The sequence below is a fragment of the Agathobaculum desmolans ATCC 43058 genome (assembly GCF_000701665.1).
Lineage (GTDB): Bacteria > Bacillota > Clostridia > Oscillospirales > Butyricicoccaceae > Agathobaculum > Agathobaculum desmolans.
Map to the genome: position 1 here is coordinate 15,184 of NZ_JNJN01000005.1, position 20,995 is coordinate 36,178.

Consider the following 20,995-nt stretch of genomic DNA (forward strand, 5'->3'; position numbering starts at 1 on the left):
TTACTTGACCTCCTGTTTGAGCAGATTGCATTCGTGACGCTCGACAGAGGCTTTTTCCTGTGCCTTATACATGGCGCCGCGGCGCATGGAGCCGTCAAAATCGACGAGATGGCCGTCGAAGTCCGGACCGTCCACGCAGGCGAACTTGGTTTCGCCGCCGACCGTCAGGCGGCAGCCGCCGCACATACCGGTGCCGTCTACCATAATGGTGTTCATGGAAACAATGGTTTTGATGCCATAGGGGCGGGTGGTTTCGGCAACAAATTTCATCATGATCATCGGGCCGATGGCAATGACGGCGTCATATTGATTGCCGGCATCAATCAGCTCCCCCAGCACTTCGGTGACCAGCGCTTTGCGGCCGTTCGAGCCATCGTCGGTTACGACGTACAGGTTGGTGGAGGCGGCTTTCATCTCCTCCTCCAGAATAATGATATCCTTGCTGCGGAAGCCTGCGATCAGGTCGACCTCAGCGCCCATTTCGTGCAGCTTTTTGGCCTGCGGGTAGGCAATGGCGCAGCCGAGACCGCCGCCGACGACCGCGACCTTCTTCAGCCCTTCCAATTCGGACGCGCGGCCGAGCGGACCGACAAAATCATGCAGGCAGTCGCCCTCGTTCAACCGGCCGAGCGCCATTGTGGTTGCGCCGACCTCCTGAAAAATAATCGTAACAGCACCGGTCTTGCGGTCGAAGTCTGCAATGGTGAGCGGGATGCGCTCGCCGTCTTCACTGACGCGCAGGATGATGAACTGGCCCGGTTCGGCCTTGCGCGCCACGTGCGGCGCGTCGATCACCATCAGCTTGGTATTGGCGTTCAGCGTCTGTTTTTTCAAAATCTGATACACTCTTTATATGTCCCTCCTTGCGGTTATCGCATCAAACACTATTATTATACTGTCAATACACTGCAAACGCAAGGCAAAATCCGGCGGGGGGAAACGAGGTTTGCCCGTAAAAAGAGCAGGTAATTAGTAATTCAGCACAATAAAGTCGGTAGGGATGTAGCCATCCCGGCCGTAGGAGCATACATGCAGCCAGCCGGCGCTGCGGTTCAGTACGGTCAGTGCTTCGCCGTCTGCTGCGTGCGCCGTGACCGGTGCAGAGATGTCCGGTGTGCGGCGAAGCGGAACGGCGCCGCCGTCGGTATCAACTGTGGCGGTAAGAGGGGGAGCGGGGGGATAATAATGTTGGATCATACCAATCGCCTCCAAAGGTAGTGGTGTTTTCAAGCTATGCACGGCAGTGCTGCAGTGCGCCTGCGTTCGGCGGATGGTATCGGCGGCTTGGTGCGGCGGCAGAAAAATTTCCGTTAGAAAGTTCTTGCATTTTCAATCACTCGGATGTATAATAATAAGCAATGTAAACAAAGGGCTGAAAAACAGCGCCTGAGAGGAGATCATAAAAATGAAAAAGCTTTCTATTGCTATGCTGAGCATGATGCTGGCCGGCTCCATGCTGCTGACCGGCTGCGGCGGCGACAAGACTCCCGCACAGGATGGTGCGGATGCATCTGCCGATACGGCAACGGAGTATAAGCTTGCGTCGGAAGGTAAGCTGACCATGGCGACTAACGCTTACTTCGATCCGTGGGAGTACTACGAGGGCGAGAATATTGTCGGTATTGACCCTGAAGTTGCGCAGGCGATTGCGGACAAGCTTGGCCTTGAGTTGGTCATCACGGATATGGATTTTGATTCCATCATCACGGCGGTAGCGGCCGGTAAGGCAGATATGGGTATGGCTGGTATGACTGTGACTGAGGAGCGCAAGCTCAATGCGGATTTCTCACAGACCTATGCCAGTGCGATTCAGGCAATCGTTGTTCCGGAAGGATCGGCTATTAAAACGGCTGATGATATGGCCGGCAAGAAGATTGGCGTAATGCAGGGCTTCACTGGTGATTTGGAGTGCACCAAGCAGTTCGGTGAGGAGTCGGTCGTTCGTTTTAATAAGAGTGCGGAAGCAGTTATGGCGCTGACGCAGGGCAAGATCGACTGCGTAGTTATCGATAACGAGCCGGCAAAGAAGATTGTTGCGGCGAACGAGGGGCTTTCTATTCTGGATAGCAAGTACACGCAGGAAGATTACGCCATTGCATTTGCAAAGGACAACACCGCACTGCGTGACGCGGTAGACAAGGCGCTTGGCGAGCTGATCGAGGACGGTACAGTCGAGAAGATTATGAACAAGTACATTACTGCGGACTGATTTTACTGCAGTACCGCCAGAGGGGACGACCGAAAACGGCCGCCCCCCTCTGTGCGTTTAGCAAAGGATGACAAACAGAAGGGGGAAAGATGATGTCCGAATTTTTGGAATGGTTCTCGGCCCAGTTTTATCAGACCTTTATTTTTGAAGACCGTTGGTATATTTATTTTGCTAAGGGGCTTGGAACTACCTTTAAAATCACGATTGGTGCGCTGCTGATCGGTGTGGTGATCGGTGTGTTTATCGCGGTGGTGCGCTCGGCGTATGATTCGCAGCGTGTGCGTTGGCATGGTGTGGGCGGCATTGTGCTCGGCCTTGCCAATCTCGTGTGCAAGCTGTATTTGACCGTGATACGCGGCACGCCAAGTACGGTGCAGCTCTTAATCATGTACTTTATTATTTTCGGGTCGTCGCAGAATATGCTGGCGGCGGCGATCATTTCGTTCGGTATCAACTCGGGTGCGTATGTGGCGGAGATCGTCCGTTCGGGCATCATGTCTATCCCGAAGGGACAGATGGAGGCCGGCCGGTCGCTCGGCCTCAATTATGCATCAACCATGCGGTTTATCATTATTCCGCAGGCAATCAAAAATATCCTGCCGGCGTTGGGAAATGAGTTGATCACACTGGTGAAGGAAACTTCGATCTGTACCGTGATCGGGCTGATGGATCTGACCAAGGGCGCGATGATCGTACAGAGCCGTACGTATGCACCGTGGATGCCCTATCTGTCGATTGCCTTGATCTATTTGGTGATCGTACTGATCCTGACCAAGCTGCTTGGTATTCTGGAAGGGAGGCTGCGCGCAAGTGATCGACGTTAAAAACCTGTATAAATCCTTTGGTGACCACGAGGTGCTGAAAGGGGTAAACGAGCATATCGATAAGGGCGAAAAGGTCGTTATCATCGGGCCGTCCGGATCGGGCAAATCGACCTTTCTGCGCTGTCTGAATCTGCTTGAAGAGCCGACAAGCGGCAGCATTATTTTTGAAGGGCAGAACATCACCAGCAGGGAGACGGATATTAACATCGTGCGCCGCAAGATGGGCATGGTGTTCCAGCAGTTCAATCTGTTTCCGCATCTGACGGTGAAGGAAAATATCAAGCTTGCGCCGATCAAGCTGAAAACCATGACCGAGCCGGAGGCGGAAAAACGCGCTGTGCAGCTTTTGGAGCGCGTCGGCCTGCCGGATAAGGCAGACAGCTATCCCGTGCAGCTCTCCGGCGGACAGCAGCAGCGCATTGCGATTGCGCGTGCGCTTGCAATGAATCCGGATGTGATGCTGTTTGACGAACCGACCTCGGCGCTCGATCCGGAGATGGTCGGCGAGGTGCTGGAACTGATGAAGGAACTGGCGGAGGACGGCATGACGATGGTTGTGGTCACCCACGAGATGGGCTTTGCCCGTGAGGTTGCAACCCGCGTATTGTTTATGGACGGCGGCAATATTGTGGAGCAGAATGAGCCGAAAACGTTTTTTGCCAATCCGCAGCATCCGCGTTTGAAGGATTTTCTTTCCAAGGTGCTGTAACCGGCAGTGGGGTAGTGGCAGCGTACGACAGAAGGCGCTGCATAGCGAATATAAATTTCAGCAGCCGCGGGACGAGTTGTCCTGCGGCTGCTGAAGACTGTTGGGAAAGTTGTATTTTTGACGATTCGTATCTGGATTCTGTCAAGCACGAACGAAAAAGGTCAGGCATATGTCCTGACTTTTTGCATTTACAGGGCAAGTGCTGGTTTGTGTGTACCGCTGGTTGCATTGCCTTTGTAATATAAGGTACGCTTTGACGGGCAGAAACCATCTGCCGCGCAGCACATAAAAAACAAACGGCAGATGAAAAACATCTGCCGTTTCATACAAAATTATCCTTGACTTTATGTGCAAAATCATGGTATAATAAAACGCTTACAAAATTCGGGCAGGATGCCCCGATTTCTATTTATATGTTAGCACGGTCTGTGCAGGATTGCAAGACCAAAAAACAATATTTTTGCAACGCCGCCGGGCGTATCAACACCAACACAGCGGAAAGAAACGGAGTGATCAAAGCACATGAAGGTGAAAGACGTACAGCACGGCAAAACCACACGAAAGAGCTTTGCACGCATCAACGAGATTTTGGAGATGCCCAATCTGATCGAGGTGCAGAAAAAGTCCTATCAGTGGTTCCTTGATGAGGGACTGCGCGAGGTTTTTGCCGATACCGCGTCCATCACGGACTACACCGGTAATTTGGAGCTTTCCTTCCTCGATTATTCGATGAATGAAGAGCCCAAGTACAGCGTAGAGGAGTGCAAGGCGCGCGACGCCACATACGCTACGCCGCTCAAGGTGCGTATGCGCCTGCGCAATAAGGAAACGGGCGAAATCAAGGAGCAGGAGATCTTCATGGGTGACTTCCCGAAGATGACCGATGCTGCTACCTTTATTATCAACGGTGCGGAGCGCGCAATCGTTTCCCAGCTCGTCCGTTCGCCGGGCGTATATTTCGGTAAGGAGCTGGATAAGACCGATAAGGTTTTGCTGTCCTCCACCGTGATTCCGTACCGCGGCGCATGGCTCGAGTATGAGACTGATGCCAATGACGTATTCTATGTCCGCATCGATAAAAACCGCAAGATCCCGATCACGAGCTTTATCCGTGCCATCGGCGTTAAGACCGATGCGGAGATCAAGGAGCTGTTCGGTGAGGATCCGCTGATCGTGGCAACACTCGACAAGGATCCGGCGCATACCGCAGAGGAAGCCCTGATCGAGATATACAAGAAGATGCGCCCGGGCGAGCCGCCGTCTGTTGAGTCGGCAACCAGCCTGATGGATGCCATGTTCTTTGATGTGCGCCGCTACGACATTTCTGCCGTCGGCCGCTATAAATACAATAAAAAGCTGGATATTGCCCGCCGTATCACCGGCCACCGTCTGCTTGAGACCGTCACCGATCCGATGACCGGTGAGGTGCTCGCGGAAGCGGATGAGATGCTGACGCGCGACAAGGCGCGCCTGCTGTCCAGCCGCGGTGTCAACCGGGTGCTGATTGCCTCCGGTGATGATGAGCCGGTTAAGGTAATCGGCAACGGCATGGTATTTGCGGATGATTTCAGCGAGTATACCGGCTTCAGTGCGGAAGAGCTGGGGCTGAAGGAAAAGGTCCGCTTTACGGTTTTGAAGGAGATCATCGATTCCGGTGTTTCGGGCGAGGAACTGAAAAAGACCGTGCAGGCCCGCATCCATGATCTGATCCCCAAGACCATCATCGTAGACGATATGCTGGCGTCGATCGGCTATCTGCTGGGCCTGAGCCATGGCATCGGCACGGTGGACGATATCGACCATCTGGGTAACCGCCGTCTGCGCTGCGTGGGCGAGCTGCTGCAGAACCAGTTCCGCATCGGCTTCTCCCGCATGGAGCGCGTGATCCGCGAGCGCATGACCATTCAGGATCTGGATGTGGTAACGCCGCAGTCCCTGATCAATATCCGGCCGGTAACAGCCGCGATCAAGGAGTTCTTCGGTTCTTCGCCGCTTTCCCAGTTCATGGATCAGAATAACCCGCTGGCCGAGCTGACCCACAAGCGCCGTATGTCTGCGCTGGGCCCCGGCGGCCTGTCGCGTGACCGCGCATCGTTCGAAGTGCGAGACGTGCACTATTCGCACTATGGCCGCCTGTGCCCGATCGAGACGCCTGAAGGCCCGAATATCGGTTTGATTTCCTATTTGGCGACCTATGCCCGTATCAATGACTTTGGCTTCATTGAAGCGCCTTACCGCATTATCGACAAGGCGACCGGCCGTGTGACCGATGAAGTGCAGTATATGACCGCGGATGTTGAGGATGAGTACATCGTCTGTCAGGCGACTGAGCCGGTTGACGAAAACGGTTACCTGCTCAACGAGCGTATTACCTGCCGCCGGCGTGAGGAGTTCGTCGAGGTCGACCGCAAGGATGTTGACCTGATGGACGTCTCCCCGCGTATGATGGTTTCGGTGGCAACGGCATTTATTCCGTTCCTCGATCATGATGACGCAAACCGCGCATTGATGGGCGCGAACATGCAGCGTCAGGCGGTGCCGCTGCTCAAGACCGAGGCGCCGGTTGTTGCGACCGGCATGGAATATAAGGCGGCGGTCGACTCCGGTACGATCCCGCTGGCAGAAGGTGACGGTGTCGTTACCCGCGTAACGGCGCGCGAGGTCATCGTCCATTATGATAACGGGGATGAAAAGTCCTATCATCTGACCAAGTTCCTGCGTTCCAACCAGTCTACCTGTATCAATATGCGTCCGATCGTCGATCTGGGCGAGCGTGTGAAAAAGGGCGATGTGCTGGCAGACGGTCCTTCGACCGACAAGGGCGAGATCGCACTCGGTAAGAATGCGCTGATCGGCTTTATGACGTGGGAAGGCTATAACTACGAGGACGCGGTTCTGCTGAACGAGCGTCTGGTGCGTGACGATGTGTATACCTCGATCCATATTGAGGAATACGAGTCCGAATCCCGTGACACCAAGCTCGGGCCGGAAGAGATCACCCGTGACATTCCGAACGTCGGTGAGGACGCGCTCCGCAATCTGGATGAGCGCGGCATTATCCGCGTTGGTGCGGAAGTGCAGGCGGGCGATATTCTGGTCGGCAAGGTCACCCCGAAGGGCGAGACCGAGCTGACTGCGGAAGAGCGTCTGCTGCGCGCGATCTTCGGTGAGAAGGCGCGCGAGGTGCGCGATACGTCGCTGCGTGCCCCGCACGGTGAATCCGGTATTGTTGTTGACGTTAAGGTATTTACCCGTGAGAACGGCGATGAGCTGTCGCCCGGCGTGAATATGATCGTGCGCGTTTATATTGCACAGAAGCGCAAGATCTCGGTTGGTGACAAGATGGCGGGCCGCCACGGCAACAAGGGTGTTGTTTCCCGCATTCTGCCGCAGGAGGATATGCCGTTTTTGGAGGACGGGCGTCCGCTGGATATCGTGCTCAACCCGTTGGGCGTGCCGAGCCGTATGAATATCGGTCAGGTATTGGAAGTGCATCTGGGCTTTGCAGCCAAAAAGCTGGGCTGGAAGGTCGAAACGCCGGTATTCGACGGCGCAACGCTGGATGACATTAAGGAAATGCTGGTTGAGGCCGGCGTAAATGAGGACGGCAAGAGCGTGGTTTACGACGGCCGTACCGGCGAACAGTTTGATAACCGCGTTACCGTTGGTTATATGTACTATCTCAAGCTGCATCATCTGGTCGATGATAAGATCCATGCCCGTTCGACCGGCCCGTATTCGCTGGTAACCCAGCAGCCGCTCGGCGGTAAGGCGCAGTTCGGCGGCCAGCGTTTTGGTGAGATGGAAGTTTGGGCACTTGAGGCATATGGCGCAGCCTATACCCTGCAGGAGATCCTGACCGTCAAGTCGGACGATATCACCGGCCGTGTCAAGACTTACGAGGCCATTGTAAAGGGTCACAATGTGCCGCAGCCGGGCGTTCCGGAGTCTTTCAAGGTATTGGTGAAGGAGCTGCAGAGCCTGTGCCTGGATATTCAGGTGCTGGACGAGAATATGGAGGTCATCGAGCTGGCGGATGACGAAGAGGACGATACCGAGTATGTCCGCCCGATGGAACAGGCTGTTTCGGGCGCGGATGATGAATTTACTGCTGCCGGTTTTGGCATCAACGATGCCGAAGAGGGCGACACCGATCTCTTTGCACTGGATAACGCCGACGAGGGCGGCGACGATGCCGAGGATGATTTCAGCGATGATCTGGGCGAATGAAATCGCCGCAGGGACCAATCGTAACAATCATCTGTGAATAGGGAAAAGGAGCATCTGAAAATATATGGGATATCATACGTTTAACGCCATCAAGATCGGTCTGGCTTCCCCGGAGCTGATCCGTGAATGGTCGTACGGTGAAGTCAAGAAACCCGAAACCATCAACTACCGCACGCTTAAGCCGGAACGCGACGGCCTGTTCTGCGAGCGTATCTTTGGCCCAACCAAGGATTGGGAGTGCCATTGCGGTAAATATAAAAAGGTTCGTTTTAAGGGCAAGGTTTGTGATAAGTGCGGCGTTGAGGTAACGCGCGCTAAGGTGCGTCGTGAGCGCATGGGTCACATCGAACTGGCGGCGCCGGTGTCACACATCTGGTATTTTAAGGGCATCCCGTCCCGCATGGGTCTGATTTTGGATATCAGCCCGCGTGTGCTGGAAAAGGTTCTGTACTTTGCCAACTATATTGTTATTGATCCGGGCGATACCCCGCTGATGAAAAAGCAGATCTTGACCGAGACGGAGTACCGCGATATGCGTGAAAAGTATGAGGATGACTTCCGTGCCGGTATGGGCGCGGAGGCAATCAAGGAGCTGCTGGCGGAGCTGGATCTTGAGCAGCTTTCCAAGGAACTGACGGCGGAGCTGCGCGAGTCCTCGGGTCAGAAGCGTCTGCGCATTATCAAGCGTCTTGAAGTCGTCGAGTCCTTCCGGTTGTCGCACAACCGTCCGGAGTGGATGATCATGGACGTGGTACCGGTCATCCCGCCGGAGATCCGCCCGATGGTGCAGCTGGACGGTGGCCGTTTTGCGACCTCCGACCTGAACGATCTGTATCGTCGCGTGATCAACCGCAACAATCGTCTCAAGCGTCTGCTTGAGCTGGGCGCACCGGATATCATCGTGCGCAACGAGAAGCGTATGCTGCAGGAAGCGGTGGACGCCCTGATCGACAACGGCCGCCGCGGTCGTCCGGTCACCGGTCCGAACAACCGCGCGCTGAAGAGCCTGTCCGATATGCTCAAGGGCAAGCAGGGCCGCTTCCGTCAGAACCTGCTCGGTAAGCGTGTTGACTATTCCGGCCGTTCGGTTATCGTCGTCGGTCCGGATCTCAAGATCTACCAGTGCGGCCTGCCGAAGGAAATGGCGCTCGAGCTGTTCAAGCCGTTCGTTATGAAAAAACTGGTTGAGGACGGCACGGCTTCCAATATCAAGTCGGCCAAGAAGATGGTAGAGCGAGCCAAGCCTGAGGTTTGGGACGTGCTGGAGAATATCATTAAGGGTCATCCGGTCATGCTGAACCGCGCACCGACGCTGCACCGTCTGGGCATTCAGGCGTTCGAGCCGGTGCTGGTGGAAGGCCGTGCGATCCGTCTGCATCCGCTTGTCTGTACGGCGTTCAATGCGGACTTTGACGGTGACCAGATGGCGGTGCATGTGCCGCTGTCCGCCGAGGCGCAGGCGGAAGCGCGTCTGCTCATGCTGTCCGCGAACAATCTGCTCAAGCCGCAGGACGGCAAGCCGGTCACCATCCCGTCGCAGGATATGGTGCTGGGTTCTTATTACCTGACCATTGACCGCGATACCGAGCCGGGCGCCGGTAAGGTGTTCCGCAATGCGGATGAAGCGCTGATGGCGTATAACGAAGGCATTGTCGGTATCCATGCACCCATCAAGGTGCGCATGAGCCGTGAGATCAACGGCCATACCATGAGCAAGATCGTGGACGCGACCCCGGGCCGCCTGATCTTCAACGAGCGCATTCCGCAGGATCTTGGTTTTGTGGATCGTTCGGATCCCGATAAGCTGCTGGATCTGGAGATCATGTTTACCTGCGGCAAGAAGGAATTGGGCAAGATCATCGACAAGTGTATCCGCGTACACGGCTTTAATGTAACAGCAGAGGTGCTCGACTCGATCAAGTCTATGGGCTACAAGTATTCCACCAAGGGTGCGCTGACGGTTGCGGTTGCGGATATGTTGGTGCCGGAAGGCAAGGATACCCTGATTCGTGAGTCCGAAAAGAAGGTTGCGCAGATCGATAAGCGCTATAAGCGCGGCTTTATCACCGATCAGGAGCGTTACCGCCTGACAGTTGCCGAGTGGGAGGAAACCACCAAGAAGGTAACCGCCAAGCTGCAGGACAATATGAAGGCGCAGCGTTATAATCCGATCCATATGATGGCGGATTCCGGTGCGCGTGGTTCGATTAACCAGATCCGTCAGTTGGCCGGTATGCGCGGCCTGATGGCCTCTACTTCGGGTAAGACGATCGAGATCCCGATCAAGTCCAACTTCCGTGAAGGTCTGTCCGTGCTCGAATACTTCATCGCAGCGCGCGGCGCTCGAAAGGGTATGGCGGATACCGCGCTGCGTACCGCGGACTCCGGTTACCTGACCCGTCGTCTGGTTGACGTTTCGCAGGATGTGATCATCCGTGAGGATGATTGCGGCGCCGTAAAGGGCATCTGGGTTGAGGATATTAAGGAAGGCAATCAGATCATTGAGCCGCTGCGCGAGCGCTTGCTCGGACGTTTCCCGGTCGATGATATCTGTGATCCGGCGACCGGCGCGGTGATCGTTCCCAAGACCAAGATGATGAACGAAGCGGACGCGGACGCGGTGATCGCGGCAGGCGTTACCCGCGTGCAGATCCGTTCGGTGCTTGAGTGCCGTGCGCGTAAGGGTGTGTGTGCGCACTGTTACGGTATCAATCTGGCAATGGGTACGCTGGTCGGCAAGGGCGAGGCCGTTGGTATCATCGCGGCACAGTCCATCGGTGAGCCGGGCACCCAGCTGACGATGCGTACCTTCCATACCGGCGGCGTAGCCGGCTCGGATATTACGCAGGGTCTTCCCCGTGTAGAAGAGCTGTTTGAGGCACGTCGTCCCAAGAAGGCAGCAACGCTGGCAGAGATCAGCGGCGTGGTCAATATTGAGGAGTCCAAGCGCACCACAGTCAAGACGGTCAATATCGTCAATACGCAGACCGGAGACATGCGCTCCTACCAGCTCGCATCTTCTTCCGGTATCCGCGTGACCGATGGGCAGGAGGTTGAACAGGGCTTCCAGCTGAACGAAGGCTCGCTCAATCCGCATGACATTCTGCGTGTATGTGATCCGCGTGCGGTGCACGATTATGAGATCAAGGAAGTGCAGAAGGTTTACCGCCAGCAGGGTGTTGACATCAACGATAAGCATATTGAAGTCATCGTGCGTCAGATGATGCGCAAGGTTCGTGTAGAGGATGCGGGCGATGCCGAAGTGCTGCCGGGTTCGGTGATGGACCTGCTGGAGTTTGAGGATTATAACCAGAAGGTGCAGGATCGGATCGATGCAGGAGAAGAGGGGCTGCGTCTGGCGGTGGCGGAGCCGACGCTCATGGGTATTACCAAGGCGTCGCTGGCAACCGATTCTTGGATGTCGGCCGCTTCCTTCCAGGAGACCACCCGCGTGCTGACCGATGCCGCCATCAAGGGCAAGGTCGATCCGCTGATGGGTCTGAAGGAAAATGTTATCATCGGTAAGCTGATCCCGGCAGGCTCGGGTGTGACTGAGTACTGCGACGGTCACTATGAACAGACTGTCAATCTGGATTGACAGATAACAGCAGATAGCTGCCAATATGCAGAGGCACCCGTTAGAGGGTGCCTCTTTTGGATGTGACACATGGGGAGGGTAGGATCTGCTGCGAAAAACTGTATAACCCGTAAAAAAACGGATATACTGAGCAGGTGGATGCCTGCCGGGAAATGGGTGACCGGAACGGACGCTGCATAAGCAGAAAAAAGTGAAAAAACTTGTAAAAGTGCTTGACTTCATACCGGTCAGCAATTATACTAATGTAGTATGCCGTATAGGAGGGTTAATATGCTTTCAGAACTTCGCACGGCGCACAAGGTAATCGGTGTGAAGCAGTCCCAAAAGGCGATCAAAGACGGCGCGGCAGCCGAAGTGTTTGTGGCGTTGGATGCGGAAAAACGCGTGGTCGGTCCGATTTATGAGCTGTGCAGTGAAACTGATACCAAGGTGAGCGAGATCACCACAATGGCAGAACTGGGCGATGCAGCCGGTATTGATGTCGGCGCTGCTGTTGTTACCGTTCTGCGCTGATACTGTTGAAATGCGCAAAGCGCTTTTCATAAATACTTTTGAAAGAAGGAGGAAATAAAATGCCAACTTTTAACCAACTCGTCCGTAAGGGTCGCGAGGCAGTCGTTTACAAATCTACGGCTCCGGCGCTGCAGGTAGGCTACAACTCTCAGAAGAAGAAGGCTACCGATCAGGCCGCTCCGCAGAAGCGCGGCGTCTGCACCACGGTTAAGACCATGACACCGAAGAAGCCGAACTCTGCGCTTCGTAAGGTTGCTCGTGTTAAGCTGACCAACCAGATGGAAGTTTCCGCTTACATCCCCGGTGAAGGCCACAACCTGCAGGAGCACTCTGTTGTTATGGTTCGCGGCGGTCGTGTAAAGGACCTTCCTGGTGTCCGTTACCACATCATCCGCGGCACGCTGGATACGCAGGGTGTTGCAAACCGCCGTCAGGCTCGCTCCAAGTACGGCGCGAAGCGCCCGAAGGCCGGCAAGTAAACGGCGTCTGACCGCGCAGCTCATCGTTCCAGCCGCCTTTGCGTACCTTTGTACGCGGCAGGCGTCTGCGTCTCGATCTGCACGATCATACTTGTTTACTGTGTAAGGCTACCCACACGTTTTGCGAAAAGGTTAAATTTTTCAGCAAAGCACTCATGCTTTGTCTGAGGCGTTTTATATCCGATTTAATTGATAAACGGGTATACTACCTCGGACAGGCATTACAACGGTTGCAATGCAGCAGCCGGAGTACCTATGAAATCAAATATTTTTGAAGGAGGGAAGTAAAGTGCCAAGAAGAGGTAATGTCCCGAAGAGAGACGTTCTGCCCGATCCGCTTTATAATTCCAAGCTCGTCACCAAGCTGGTCAACTCGATCATGCTCGACGGCAAGAAGGGCGTTTCGCAGAAGGTTGTTTATGGTGCTTTCGATATCGTCCGCGACAAGACCGGACGTGAACCGCTGGAGGTTTTCACCGAGGCGATGGAGAACATCATGCCGTCGCTTGAAGTTAAGGCCCGCCGTGTAGGCGGCGCGACCTATCAGGTGCCGATGGAAGTTCGTCCGGAGCGCCGCCAGACCCTGGGTCTGCGCTGGATCACCAAGTATGCCCGCGCCCGTTCTGAAAAGACCATGCGCGAGCGTCTGGCAGGCGAGATCATGGATGCCTGCAACAATCTGGGCGGTGCTGTCAAGAAGCGCGAGGATACGCACAAGATGGCGGAAGCGAACAAGGCGTTCGCCCACTACCGTTATTGATCTGCTGTCCGCTGAGCTTTTGAAAGGAGAGCAATATGCCTAGAGAATATTCCCTGGAAAGAACCAGAAATATCGGCATCATGGCGCACATCGACGCCGGTAAGACCACTACCACCGAGCGTATTCTTTACTACACCGGTGTTAACTACAAGGTAGGCGATACCCACGACGGTACCGCCACCATGGACTGGATGGCGCAGGAGCAGGAGCGTGGTATTACCATCACCTCGGCTGCTACCACCTGCCACTGGTCCGGCTCCCGCCAGCAGTATCCGGAGCACCGCATCAACATCATCGACACCCCGGGTCACGTTGACTTCACCATTGAAGTACAGCGCTCCCTGCGTGTTCTTGACGGTTCGGTGACCGTATTCTGCGCCAAGGGCGGCGTAGAGCCGCAGTCTGAAACCGTTTGGCATCAGGCTGACGACTATCATGTACCGCGCATGGCGTTTGTCAACAAGATGGACATCATGGGCGCGGATTTCTTCAACGTTGTTCAGATGATGAAGGACCGTTTGAAGTGCAATGCTGTTCCGATCCAGCTTCCGATCGGTAAGGAAGAGACCTTTAAGGGTATTGTTGACCTGATGACCATGCGCGCCGAGGTTTACTACGACGACATGGGCAAGGATATCCGTGACGAGGACATCCCGGCGGATATGATGGAGCAGGCGCAGGAATACCACGAGGCGATGGTTGAGTCCATCTGCGAGCTGGACGAGGAGCTTATGATGAAGTACCTCGAAGGCGAGGAGATTACTGTGGACGAGCTCAAGGCAGCGCTGCGTAAGGGCGTGTGCAACGTTGAGATCATCCCGGTTCTGTGCGGCACTTCCTATCGTATGAAGGGCGTACAGCCGCTGCTGGACGCAGTTATCGACTATATGCCGGCACCGACCGATGTTCCGGACATCAAGGGTGTGAACCCGGAGACCGAAGAAGAGGATGTTCGTCATTCTTCTGATGACGAGCCTTTCTCTGCACTCGCGTTTAAGATCATGACCGACCCGTATGTTGGTCGTCTGACTTTCTTCCGCGTGTATTCCGGTACGCTGACGGCCGGCTCTTCGGTGCTCAATGCAACCAAGGGCAACCGTGAGCGTATGGGCCGTATCCTGCAGATGCATGCAAATTCCCGTAAGGATATCGAAATCGTTTACTCGGGCGATATTGCTGCTGCAGTCGGTCTGAAGAATACCACTACCGGCGATACCCTGTGCGACGAAAAGCACCCGATCGTTCTGGAGTCTATGAACTTCCCGGATCCGGTTATCCGTGTTGCGATCGAGCCGAAGACCAAGGCCGGTCAGGAGAAGATGGGCATCGCGCTGGCCAAGCTGGCAGAAGAGGATCCGACCTTCAAGACTTGGACCGATGAGGAAACCGGTCAGACCATCATTGCCGGTATGGGTGAGCTGCACCTCGAGATCATCGTTGACCGTCTGCTGCGTGAATTCAAGGTAGAGGCAAACGTAGGCGAGCCGCAGGTTGCTTATAAGGAGACCATTCGCCGCTCGGCTGATGTTGACATGAAGTATGCCCGTCAGTCCGGTGGCAAGGGTCAGTACGGCCATGTTAAGATCATTGTTGAGCCGAACGAGTCCGGTAAGGGCTATGAGTTCATCAACAAGGTTGTCGGCGGTGCGATCCCGAAGGAATATATCGAACCTGTTAATCAGGGTATTCAGGGTGCAATGCAGGCTGGTATTCTGGCCGGCTACCCGGTAGTTGACGTAAAGGTCACGCTGTATGACGGTTCTTACCACGAAGTTGACTCTTCTGAAATGGCATTCAAGATCGCCGGTTCTATGGCGTTCAAGGAAGCGATGAGGAAGGCAGATCCGGTTCTGATGGAGCCGATCATGCAGGTTGACGTTATGGTGCCTGAGGACTATATGGGCGACGTTATCGGCGGCTTGAATGCCCGCCGCGGCCAGATCCAGGGTATGGAGCCGCGCGGCGGCGTGCAGGCAATCGGTGCTGCGGTGCCGCTTTCCGAGATGTTCGGTTATGCGACTGCGCTGCGTTCTTCCACGCAGGGCCGCGGTCAGTACACCATGCAGCCCAGCCATTACACTGAGGTTCCGAAGAACATCCAAGAGAAGATCATGGATGCGCGCAACAAAAACAACTAAACCTATTGCAATTTTTTCCGAGTTGCAGTAGAATAAACTCACATGACTATGAATTCATTTTACGAGGAGGATTTCCAAAATGGCAAAGGAAAAATTTGACCGCTCTCTGCCGCACGTTAACATCGGCACCATCGGCCACGTTGACCATGGCAAGACCACTCTGACCGCTGCGATCACCAAGGTTCTGGCTCTGGCTGGCGATGCTGAGTATCAGGCTTACGACTCGATCGACAAGGCGCCGGAAGAGAAGGAGCGCGGCATCACCATCAACACCTCTCACGTTGAGTACCACACCGCGAACCGCCACTACGCACACGTTGACTGCCCGGGTCACGCTGACTACGTTAAGAACATGATCACCGGTGCTGCTCAGATGGACGGCGCTATTCTGGTAGTTTCTGCCGCTGACGGCCCGATGCCGCAGACCCGCGAGCACATCCTGCTGGCTCGTCAGGTAGGCGTTCCGTATATCGTTGTTTTCATGAACAAGGTTGATCAGGTTGACGACGAGGAGCTGCTCGATCTCGTAGAGATGGAGATCCGCGAGCTGCTGTCCTCCTACGACTTCCCGGGCGACGACATCCCGGTTATCCGTGGTTCCGCTCTTGGCGTTCTGACCTCTGATTCCACCGACCCGAATGCTCCCGAGTACGCTTGCATTCAGGAGCTGATGGCTGCTGTTGACGAGTATATCCCGACTCCGGACCGTGCGGCTGACAAGCCGTTCGTCATGCCGGTTGAGGACGTATTCTCCATCACCGGCCGCGGCACCGTTGCTACCGGTCGTGTTGAGCGCGGCCAGCTGAAGATGGGCGAGGAAGTTGAAATCGTAGGTCTGATGGACGCTCCCCGCAAGACCGTTGTTACCGGCATTGAGATGTTCCGCAAGCTGCTGGACTACGCTGAGGCTGGCGACAACATCGGCGCTCTGCTCCGTGGTATCCAGAAGACCGACATCGAGCGCGGTCAGGTTCTGGCTAAGCCGGGTTCCATTCACCCGCACACCAAGTTCCACGGACAGGTATACGTTCTGAAGAAGGAAGAGGGCGGCCGCCACACTCCGTTCTTCAACAACTACCGTCCGCAGTTCTACTTCCGTACCACCGACGTTACCGGTGTTATCTCCCTGCCGGAAGGCGTTGAGATGTGCATGCCGGGCGACAACGTTGAGATGGACGTTGAGCTGATCACCCCGATCGCTATCGAGGAAGGCCTGCGTTTCGCTATCCGTGAGGGTGGCCGCACCGTAGGTTCCGGCGTTGTTACCAAGGTAAACGCTGACTAATTCCATAAGGAATCTTCAAAGCTCCCATGTTTCGTACATGGGAGCTTTTTCCTGCCCTATTCTGCGTCTTTTGCGGCAGAATAAGAGCAGGGAGGTGTTTTGTATGAAGCGAAAAGAAAAAGTACACCCGGATGAGGAAAGTGCTCTGAAGCAGGACGACGTGTCTTCCTCCTGTGCAGGAGAAGAAGTGCCTGACGGGATCGCATTGCCGCCGCATGAGCGCCATTGCGGACGTTCTCATCCGATGCGGGGTACAAACAGTGAGGATCTGACGGAGTGGTGCATCAGGCACCAAACCTGAAGAGGTGATCCGGCACAGTGACATCCACTGTGCCGGATCGGTCTGCTTGGGTTTTACATGCTGCGTGTTCTGTGATAAAATAGAAAAGACTGAGATGCACACGCCCGGCTTCCTGCGTGCATAAGCTGAAGGCAGGAGGGGAGAACGATGTCTGTTTTCTGGCAATCAGTGCTGGCAGTGCTGGCGGCAGTAGGCTTTTATAGCATACTGCATGAGATTTATGAGTGGATCGCGGCATATATGCTGCGCCGGGACGGCACGGCAGAATTGACCCTGTATGGTGACGGCTGCGATGCGGCGGCGGAACAGTGGATCCGTGCGGCGGTGCATGTGCGCCGCCAGTTCCTGCCGGGGTTGTCGATTATTTTTGTGGAAACCGGCAGCGGCAAGGGGCAGAATATTGCGAAACATCTTGCGGCGCGGCAGGATATTATGTATTTGGAATGAGCGGAAAAGGAACGGTGGATGTGGACGAACGAGCATATGTATTGATTCGCGGCACGGTAGAGCAGATTGTTTTTTATAATCAGGAAAATGGCTATGCTGTGCTGCGCCTTTCGGCAGAGGATGGGGCAGAGGTCACTGCCACAGGAACGTTCCCCAATATTGGACTGGGAGAGGAAGTCATTCTGACAGGCCTTTGGGTGACCCATCCTTCCTACGGGGAGCAGTTTTCGACCGAGGCATTTGAACGGCGTCTGCCTAGTTCAGCACGTGGAATCGCGGAATATCTGGGGTCGGGTGTGATCCGCGGGATCGGGCCTCGGCTGGCGGCGCGGATCGCGGAGAAGTTCGGAGAAGACACCTTTGATGTGCTGGCGCACGACCCCGAACGGCTGACAGCGATCCGCGGAATCACGGAAAAAAAAGCCCGTGAGATTGGCCGGCAGTTTGTTGAGCAGAGTGAGATGCGTCTGCTGATGGACTTTTTAAGTGAGCATCATCTGCCGGTCGCGCTGACACCGCTGCTGTATAAGCGGCTGCACGACAGCGCGATCGATGCGCTGTGCGAAAATCCGTACCTGCTGTGTGATTCGTACTATGATGTGGATTTTAAGGTCGCAGACGGTCTTGCGATGGAGTTGGGACTGTCTCTGCTGAGTGAGGAACGCGCGGATGCGGGTGTGTTGTATACGCTATCCTTTAATTTGGACAACGGGCATACCTTTATTCCTGTGGAAAAGCTGATTCATGCGGTGTGCGCGTTGCTATCCGATGACGATGTGGTGTTCGATGATGCGCGTGCTGAGCAGGCAATAGAACGTCTGCGTACACGCGGACAACTGGTGTGTGAGCATATCGCCGGGCGGGATGCGGTCTACCTGCGGGATATGTATGATGCAGAGGCCTATCTGGCGGAAATGCTGCGCTACATGGCGGAGCGCAACTATGAATATGATTTTGATGTGGACGAACTACTACAGGCATTGGCTCTCGATCAGGAATTCCCATTTTCGGTGCAGCAGCAACGGGCAATCGCGGCTGCTGCACGCAGCGGACTGGTGATTCTGACCGGTGGACCGGGTACCGGCAAGACCACAACGGTGCGCGGTATCTTGCAGGTATTTGAAGCGCTGGGACTGAATACTCTGATGGCTGCGCCAACCGGACGCGCTGCCAAACGGCTGGCGGATCTGACCGGGATGGAGGCCAAAACCATTCACCGGCTGTTGGAGGCCGGGTTCGCGCCCGGCGGGCGTACGGTATTTGCCCGCAGTGTGACCAATCCGCTGGAGTGTGACGCTGTGATTCTGGACGAGGTTTCCATGGTGGATATTACGCTGATGCAGGCGTTGCTGAGCGCATTGCCGCACGGTGCGCGGCTGGTTCTGGTAGGCGATGCCGATCAGCTGCCGCCGGTGGGGCCGGGCAACTTTCTGCGGGATATCATAGGCTCGCACCGTGTGCCGACCATTCAGCTGACGGAGATTTTCCGGCAGGCGCAGCAGTCTGATATCGTCATGAATGCGCACGCGGTCAACGCAGGTGAACTGCCCAAGCCGTCGAGTGCAGAGGGGGATTTTTTCTTTTTGCGTCGGTCGGATACGGCGTCCGTGATCGAAACGGTCGCGCAGCTGTGTGCGGTGCGCTTGCCGAACCATTATGGCTTTACTCCTTCGCAGATTCAGGTGCTTTCTCCAGCCAAACGGCAGGGAAGCGGTACGATCGCCCTGAACCGCCGTCTGCAGGAAGCGCTCAATCCGCCTGCGGAGGATAAGCGGGAAAAGCGCTTTGGGGATTGGATCTTCCGGGAGGGCGACCGCGTGATGCAGGTGCGCAATAATTATGATATCATCTGGGAGCGGGAAAGTGACGGCGAACCGGGCACAGGGGTATTCAACGGCGATGTGGGTGAAATCGTGCGGATATACCCGCAGCAGGAGTGCCTTGTCATTCGATATGATGACCGGGTTGCTACCTATACCTTTGATATGCTGGGTGAGTTGGAACTGGCTTATGCGGTAACGGTACATAAATCGCAGGGCAGTGAATTTGATGCGGTGGTGCTGGCACTGTCGGACGGACTGCCGCGGCGGCTGCTGACGCGTAATATCCTGTATACAGCCATCACACGGGCCAAGCAGCTGCTGGTGATCGTCGGCAGTCAGGACGTGGTTGCCTACATGGCCGGAAATAACCAGAAGGGGCGGCGATACAGCGCACTTAAGGCGCGGCTGCGCACGGAAACCGTAGAAAAATCGTAAAAGCGTGGGAAATGCAGTCGGATGCGGAGGAATTTCTCAAATAGTCTTGAAAAATACAGCGGCTATAAGGTATAATATAAAGTACTGTAATTGCGTCAGCAAAGATGAAAAAAGGATGAATGAAGATTATGGCTTCTTTTCTGGAAACGATAGCGAAAAAGTTTTCCCTGTTCTCCAGCGATATCGGCATTGATCTTGGCACGGCGACCGTGCTGGTCTATGTAAAAGGGAAGGGCGTTGTGCTCAATGAACCTTCGGTCGTTGCGGTGGATAAGGTATCCGGCAAGATCCTTTCGGTTGGTGCGGAGGCACAGAAAATGCTGGGCCGCACGCCGGGCAATATTATTGCCATCCGTCCGCTGCGGGAAGGCGTTATCTCGGATTATGAGATGACCGAACGTATGATCAAGGAATTTATTCGCAAGGTGCAGGGTTTCCGTCTGTTCAAGCCCAATGTGGTAATCTGTGTTCCCTCCATCATTACGGAAGTAGAAGAGCGCGCCGTGATCGATGCCGGTACGCAGGCAGGCGCCAAGCGTGTATTCCTGATTGAGGAACCGGTCGCGGCGGCCATCGGTGCGGGTATCGATATTGCAAAGGCGGACGGCAATATGGTCGTGGATATCGGCGGCGGTACGACCGATGTTGCGGTTATTTCGCTGGGTGGCATCGTGGAATCGACTTCGATCAAAATCGCAGGCGACAAGTTTGATGAGGCAATCGTCAAGTACGTGCGCCGCAAGCATAATGCACTGATCGGTGAGCGCACGGCGGAGCTGATCAAGAAAACGATCGGCTGTGTTTATCCGCGCACCGAGGAGGTCTCGATGGAAGTGAAGGGCCGCTGCCTGATGACTGGTTTGCCGCGTACCTTTACTGTCAATTCGACTGAAATCCTTGATGCGCTTGAGGAGGTTTCCGCAACGATTGTAGAGGCGATCCATTGGGTCATTGAGCGTACACCGCCGGAACTGACCGGCGATATTTCGACCAATGGCATCGTGATGACGGGCGGCGGTTCGCTGATTTGGGGCTTTGATAAGCTTGTGGCATCCAAAACCGGTATCCCGACGCATGTGGCGGATGAAGCAATCTCCTGTGTGGCATACGGTACGGGAAACTGCTTGGAAAATCTGGCTGGCATGCAGGACGGCACGATGAACCTGTCTCGTCAGCGCCAGATGATGCAGTAACTTCACCTGTAGGCGGGCACCGGGATGTGCTGTGCCTAGGGAGTGGAGACA

General features: G+C 55.2%; 17 protein-coding genes. 14 read left to right on the plus strand and 3 right to left on the minus strand.

Annotated elements, in window-relative coordinates; genetic code table 11:
- Together T363_RS0102465 and T363_RS0102470 are read right to left on the minus strand one after the other, a co-directional pair.
- Positions 1 to 846, minus strand: a complete 846-nt coding sequence (locus T363_RS0102465) for a sulfide/dihydroorotate dehydrogenase-like FAD/NAD-binding protein (protein WP_031472920.1) — start codon at positions 844 to 846, stop codon at positions 1 to 3.
- A gap of 123 nt (positions 847 to 969) precedes the next feature.
- Positions 970 to 1,197, minus strand: a complete 228-nt coding sequence (locus T363_RS0102470) for an SH3 domain-containing protein (RefSeq protein WP_031472922.1) — start codon at positions 1,195 to 1,197, stop codon at positions 970 to 972.
- A gap of 208 nt (positions 1,198 to 1,405) precedes the next feature.
- Between T363_RS0102470 and T363_RS0102480 the strand changes: the two genes are divergently transcribed.
- From T363_RS0102480 to T363_RS0102490, 3 genes are all read left to right on the plus strand, one after another.
- Positions 1,406 to 2,209 carry an ABC transporter substrate-binding protein gene (locus tag T363_RS0102480; protein WP_031472924.1) on the plus strand — a complete coding sequence of 268 codons (804 nt, stop codon included), beginning with the start codon at positions 1,406 to 1,408 and terminating at the stop codon, positions 2,207 to 2,209.
- Between the two features lie 89 nt (positions 2,210 to 2,298).
- Entirely contained in the window at positions 2,299 to 3,033 is a 735-nt protein-coding gene (locus tag T363_RS0102485) for an amino acid ABC transporter permease (RefSeq protein WP_407919067.1), read from the plus strand.
- Complete coding sequence (locus T363_RS0102490; RefSeq protein ID WP_031472928.1) at positions 3,020 to 3,742, plus strand: amino acid ABC transporter ATP-binding protein; 723 nt, start codon at positions 3,020 to 3,022, stop codon at positions 3,740 to 3,742. Before T363_RS0102485 ends, T363_RS0102490 begins: the two co-directional genes overlap by 14 nt.
- A gap of 188 nt (positions 3,743 to 3,930) precedes the next feature.
- On the opposite strand, the gene T363_RS15940 is transcribed toward T363_RS0102490, so the two are convergent.
- Complete coding sequence (locus tag T363_RS15940) at positions 3,931 to 4,068, minus strand: hypothetical protein (RefSeq protein ID WP_154658728.1); 138 nt, start codon at positions 4,066 to 4,068, stop codon at positions 3,931 to 3,933.
- Between the two features lie 196 nt (positions 4,069 to 4,264).
- Between T363_RS15940 and rpoB the strand changes: the two genes are divergently transcribed.
- From rpoB to mreB, 11 genes are all read left to right on the plus strand, one after another.
- Entirely contained in the window at positions 4,265 to 7,972 is a 3,708-nt protein-coding gene (rpoB, locus tag T363_RS0102500; RefSeq protein WP_034971496.1) for a DNA-directed RNA polymerase subunit beta, read from the plus strand.
- Between the two features lie 64 nt (positions 7,973 to 8,036).
- Positions 8,037 to 11,570, plus strand: a complete 3,534-nt coding sequence (gene rpoC / locus T363_RS0102505) for a DNA-directed RNA polymerase subunit beta' (RefSeq protein WP_031472932.1) — start codon at positions 8,037 to 8,039, stop codon at positions 11,568 to 11,570.
- Positions 11,571 to 11,840: 270 nt separating this feature from the next.
- Positions 11,841 to 12,083, plus strand: a complete 243-nt coding sequence (locus T363_RS0102510) for a ribosomal L7Ae/L30e/S12e/Gadd45 family protein (RefSeq protein ID WP_031472934.1) — start codon at positions 11,841 to 11,843, stop codon at positions 12,081 to 12,083.
- Positions 12,084 to 12,142: 59 nt separating this feature from the next.
- Positions 12,143 to 12,562 (plus strand): 30S ribosomal protein S12, encoded by a 420-nt coding sequence (rpsL, locus tag T363_RS0102515; RefSeq protein ID WP_031472936.1) that lies wholly within the window; start codon positions 12,143 to 12,145, stop codon positions 12,560 to 12,562.
- A 289-nt stretch (positions 12,563 to 12,851) separates the two neighbouring features.
- Positions 12,852 to 13,322, plus strand: coding sequence for a 30S ribosomal protein S7 (gene rpsG / locus T363_RS0102520; RefSeq protein ID WP_031472938.1), 471 nt, complete (start codon positions 12,852 to 12,854; stop codon positions 13,320 to 13,322).
- Positions 13,323 to 13,357: 35 nt separating this feature from the next.
- Entirely contained in the window at positions 13,358 to 15,460 is a 2,103-nt protein-coding gene (fusA, locus tag T363_RS0102525; protein WP_031472940.1) for an elongation factor G, read from the plus strand.
- Between the two features lie 79 nt (positions 15,461 to 15,539).
- A complete protein-coding gene (gene tuf / locus T363_RS0102530; protein WP_031472942.1) occupies positions 15,540 to 16,745 on the plus strand; it encodes an elongation factor Tu in 1,206 nt (401 codons plus the stop codon).
- A gap of 103 nt (positions 16,746 to 16,848) precedes the next feature.
- Positions 16,849 to 17,046, plus strand: coding sequence for a hypothetical protein (locus tag T363_RS0102535; RefSeq protein WP_031472944.1), 198 nt, complete (start codon positions 16,849 to 16,851; stop codon positions 17,044 to 17,046).
- 147 nt (positions 17,047 to 17,193) lie between these two features.
- On the plus strand, positions 17,194 to 17,493 hold the full coding sequence (locus T363_RS0102540) for a hypothetical protein (RefSeq protein WP_031472946.1): 300 nt from the start codon (positions 17,194 to 17,196) through the stop codon (positions 17,491 to 17,493).
- Entirely contained in the window at positions 17,490 to 19,751 is a 2,262-nt protein-coding gene (recD2, locus tag T363_RS0102545; protein WP_051643038.1) for an SF1B family DNA helicase RecD2, read from the plus strand. The genes T363_RS0102540 and recD2 overlap by 4 nt, the downstream gene beginning before the upstream one ends.
- 128 nt (positions 19,752 to 19,879) lie before the next feature.
- Positions 19,880 to 20,944: a rod shape-determining protein gene (gene mreB / locus T363_RS0102550; RefSeq protein WP_051643039.1), complete on the plus strand. Its 1,065-nt coding sequence runs from the start codon at positions 19,880 to 19,882 to the stop codon at positions 20,942 to 20,944.
- The last annotated feature ends 51 nt before the right edge of the window (positions 20,945 to 20,995 follow it).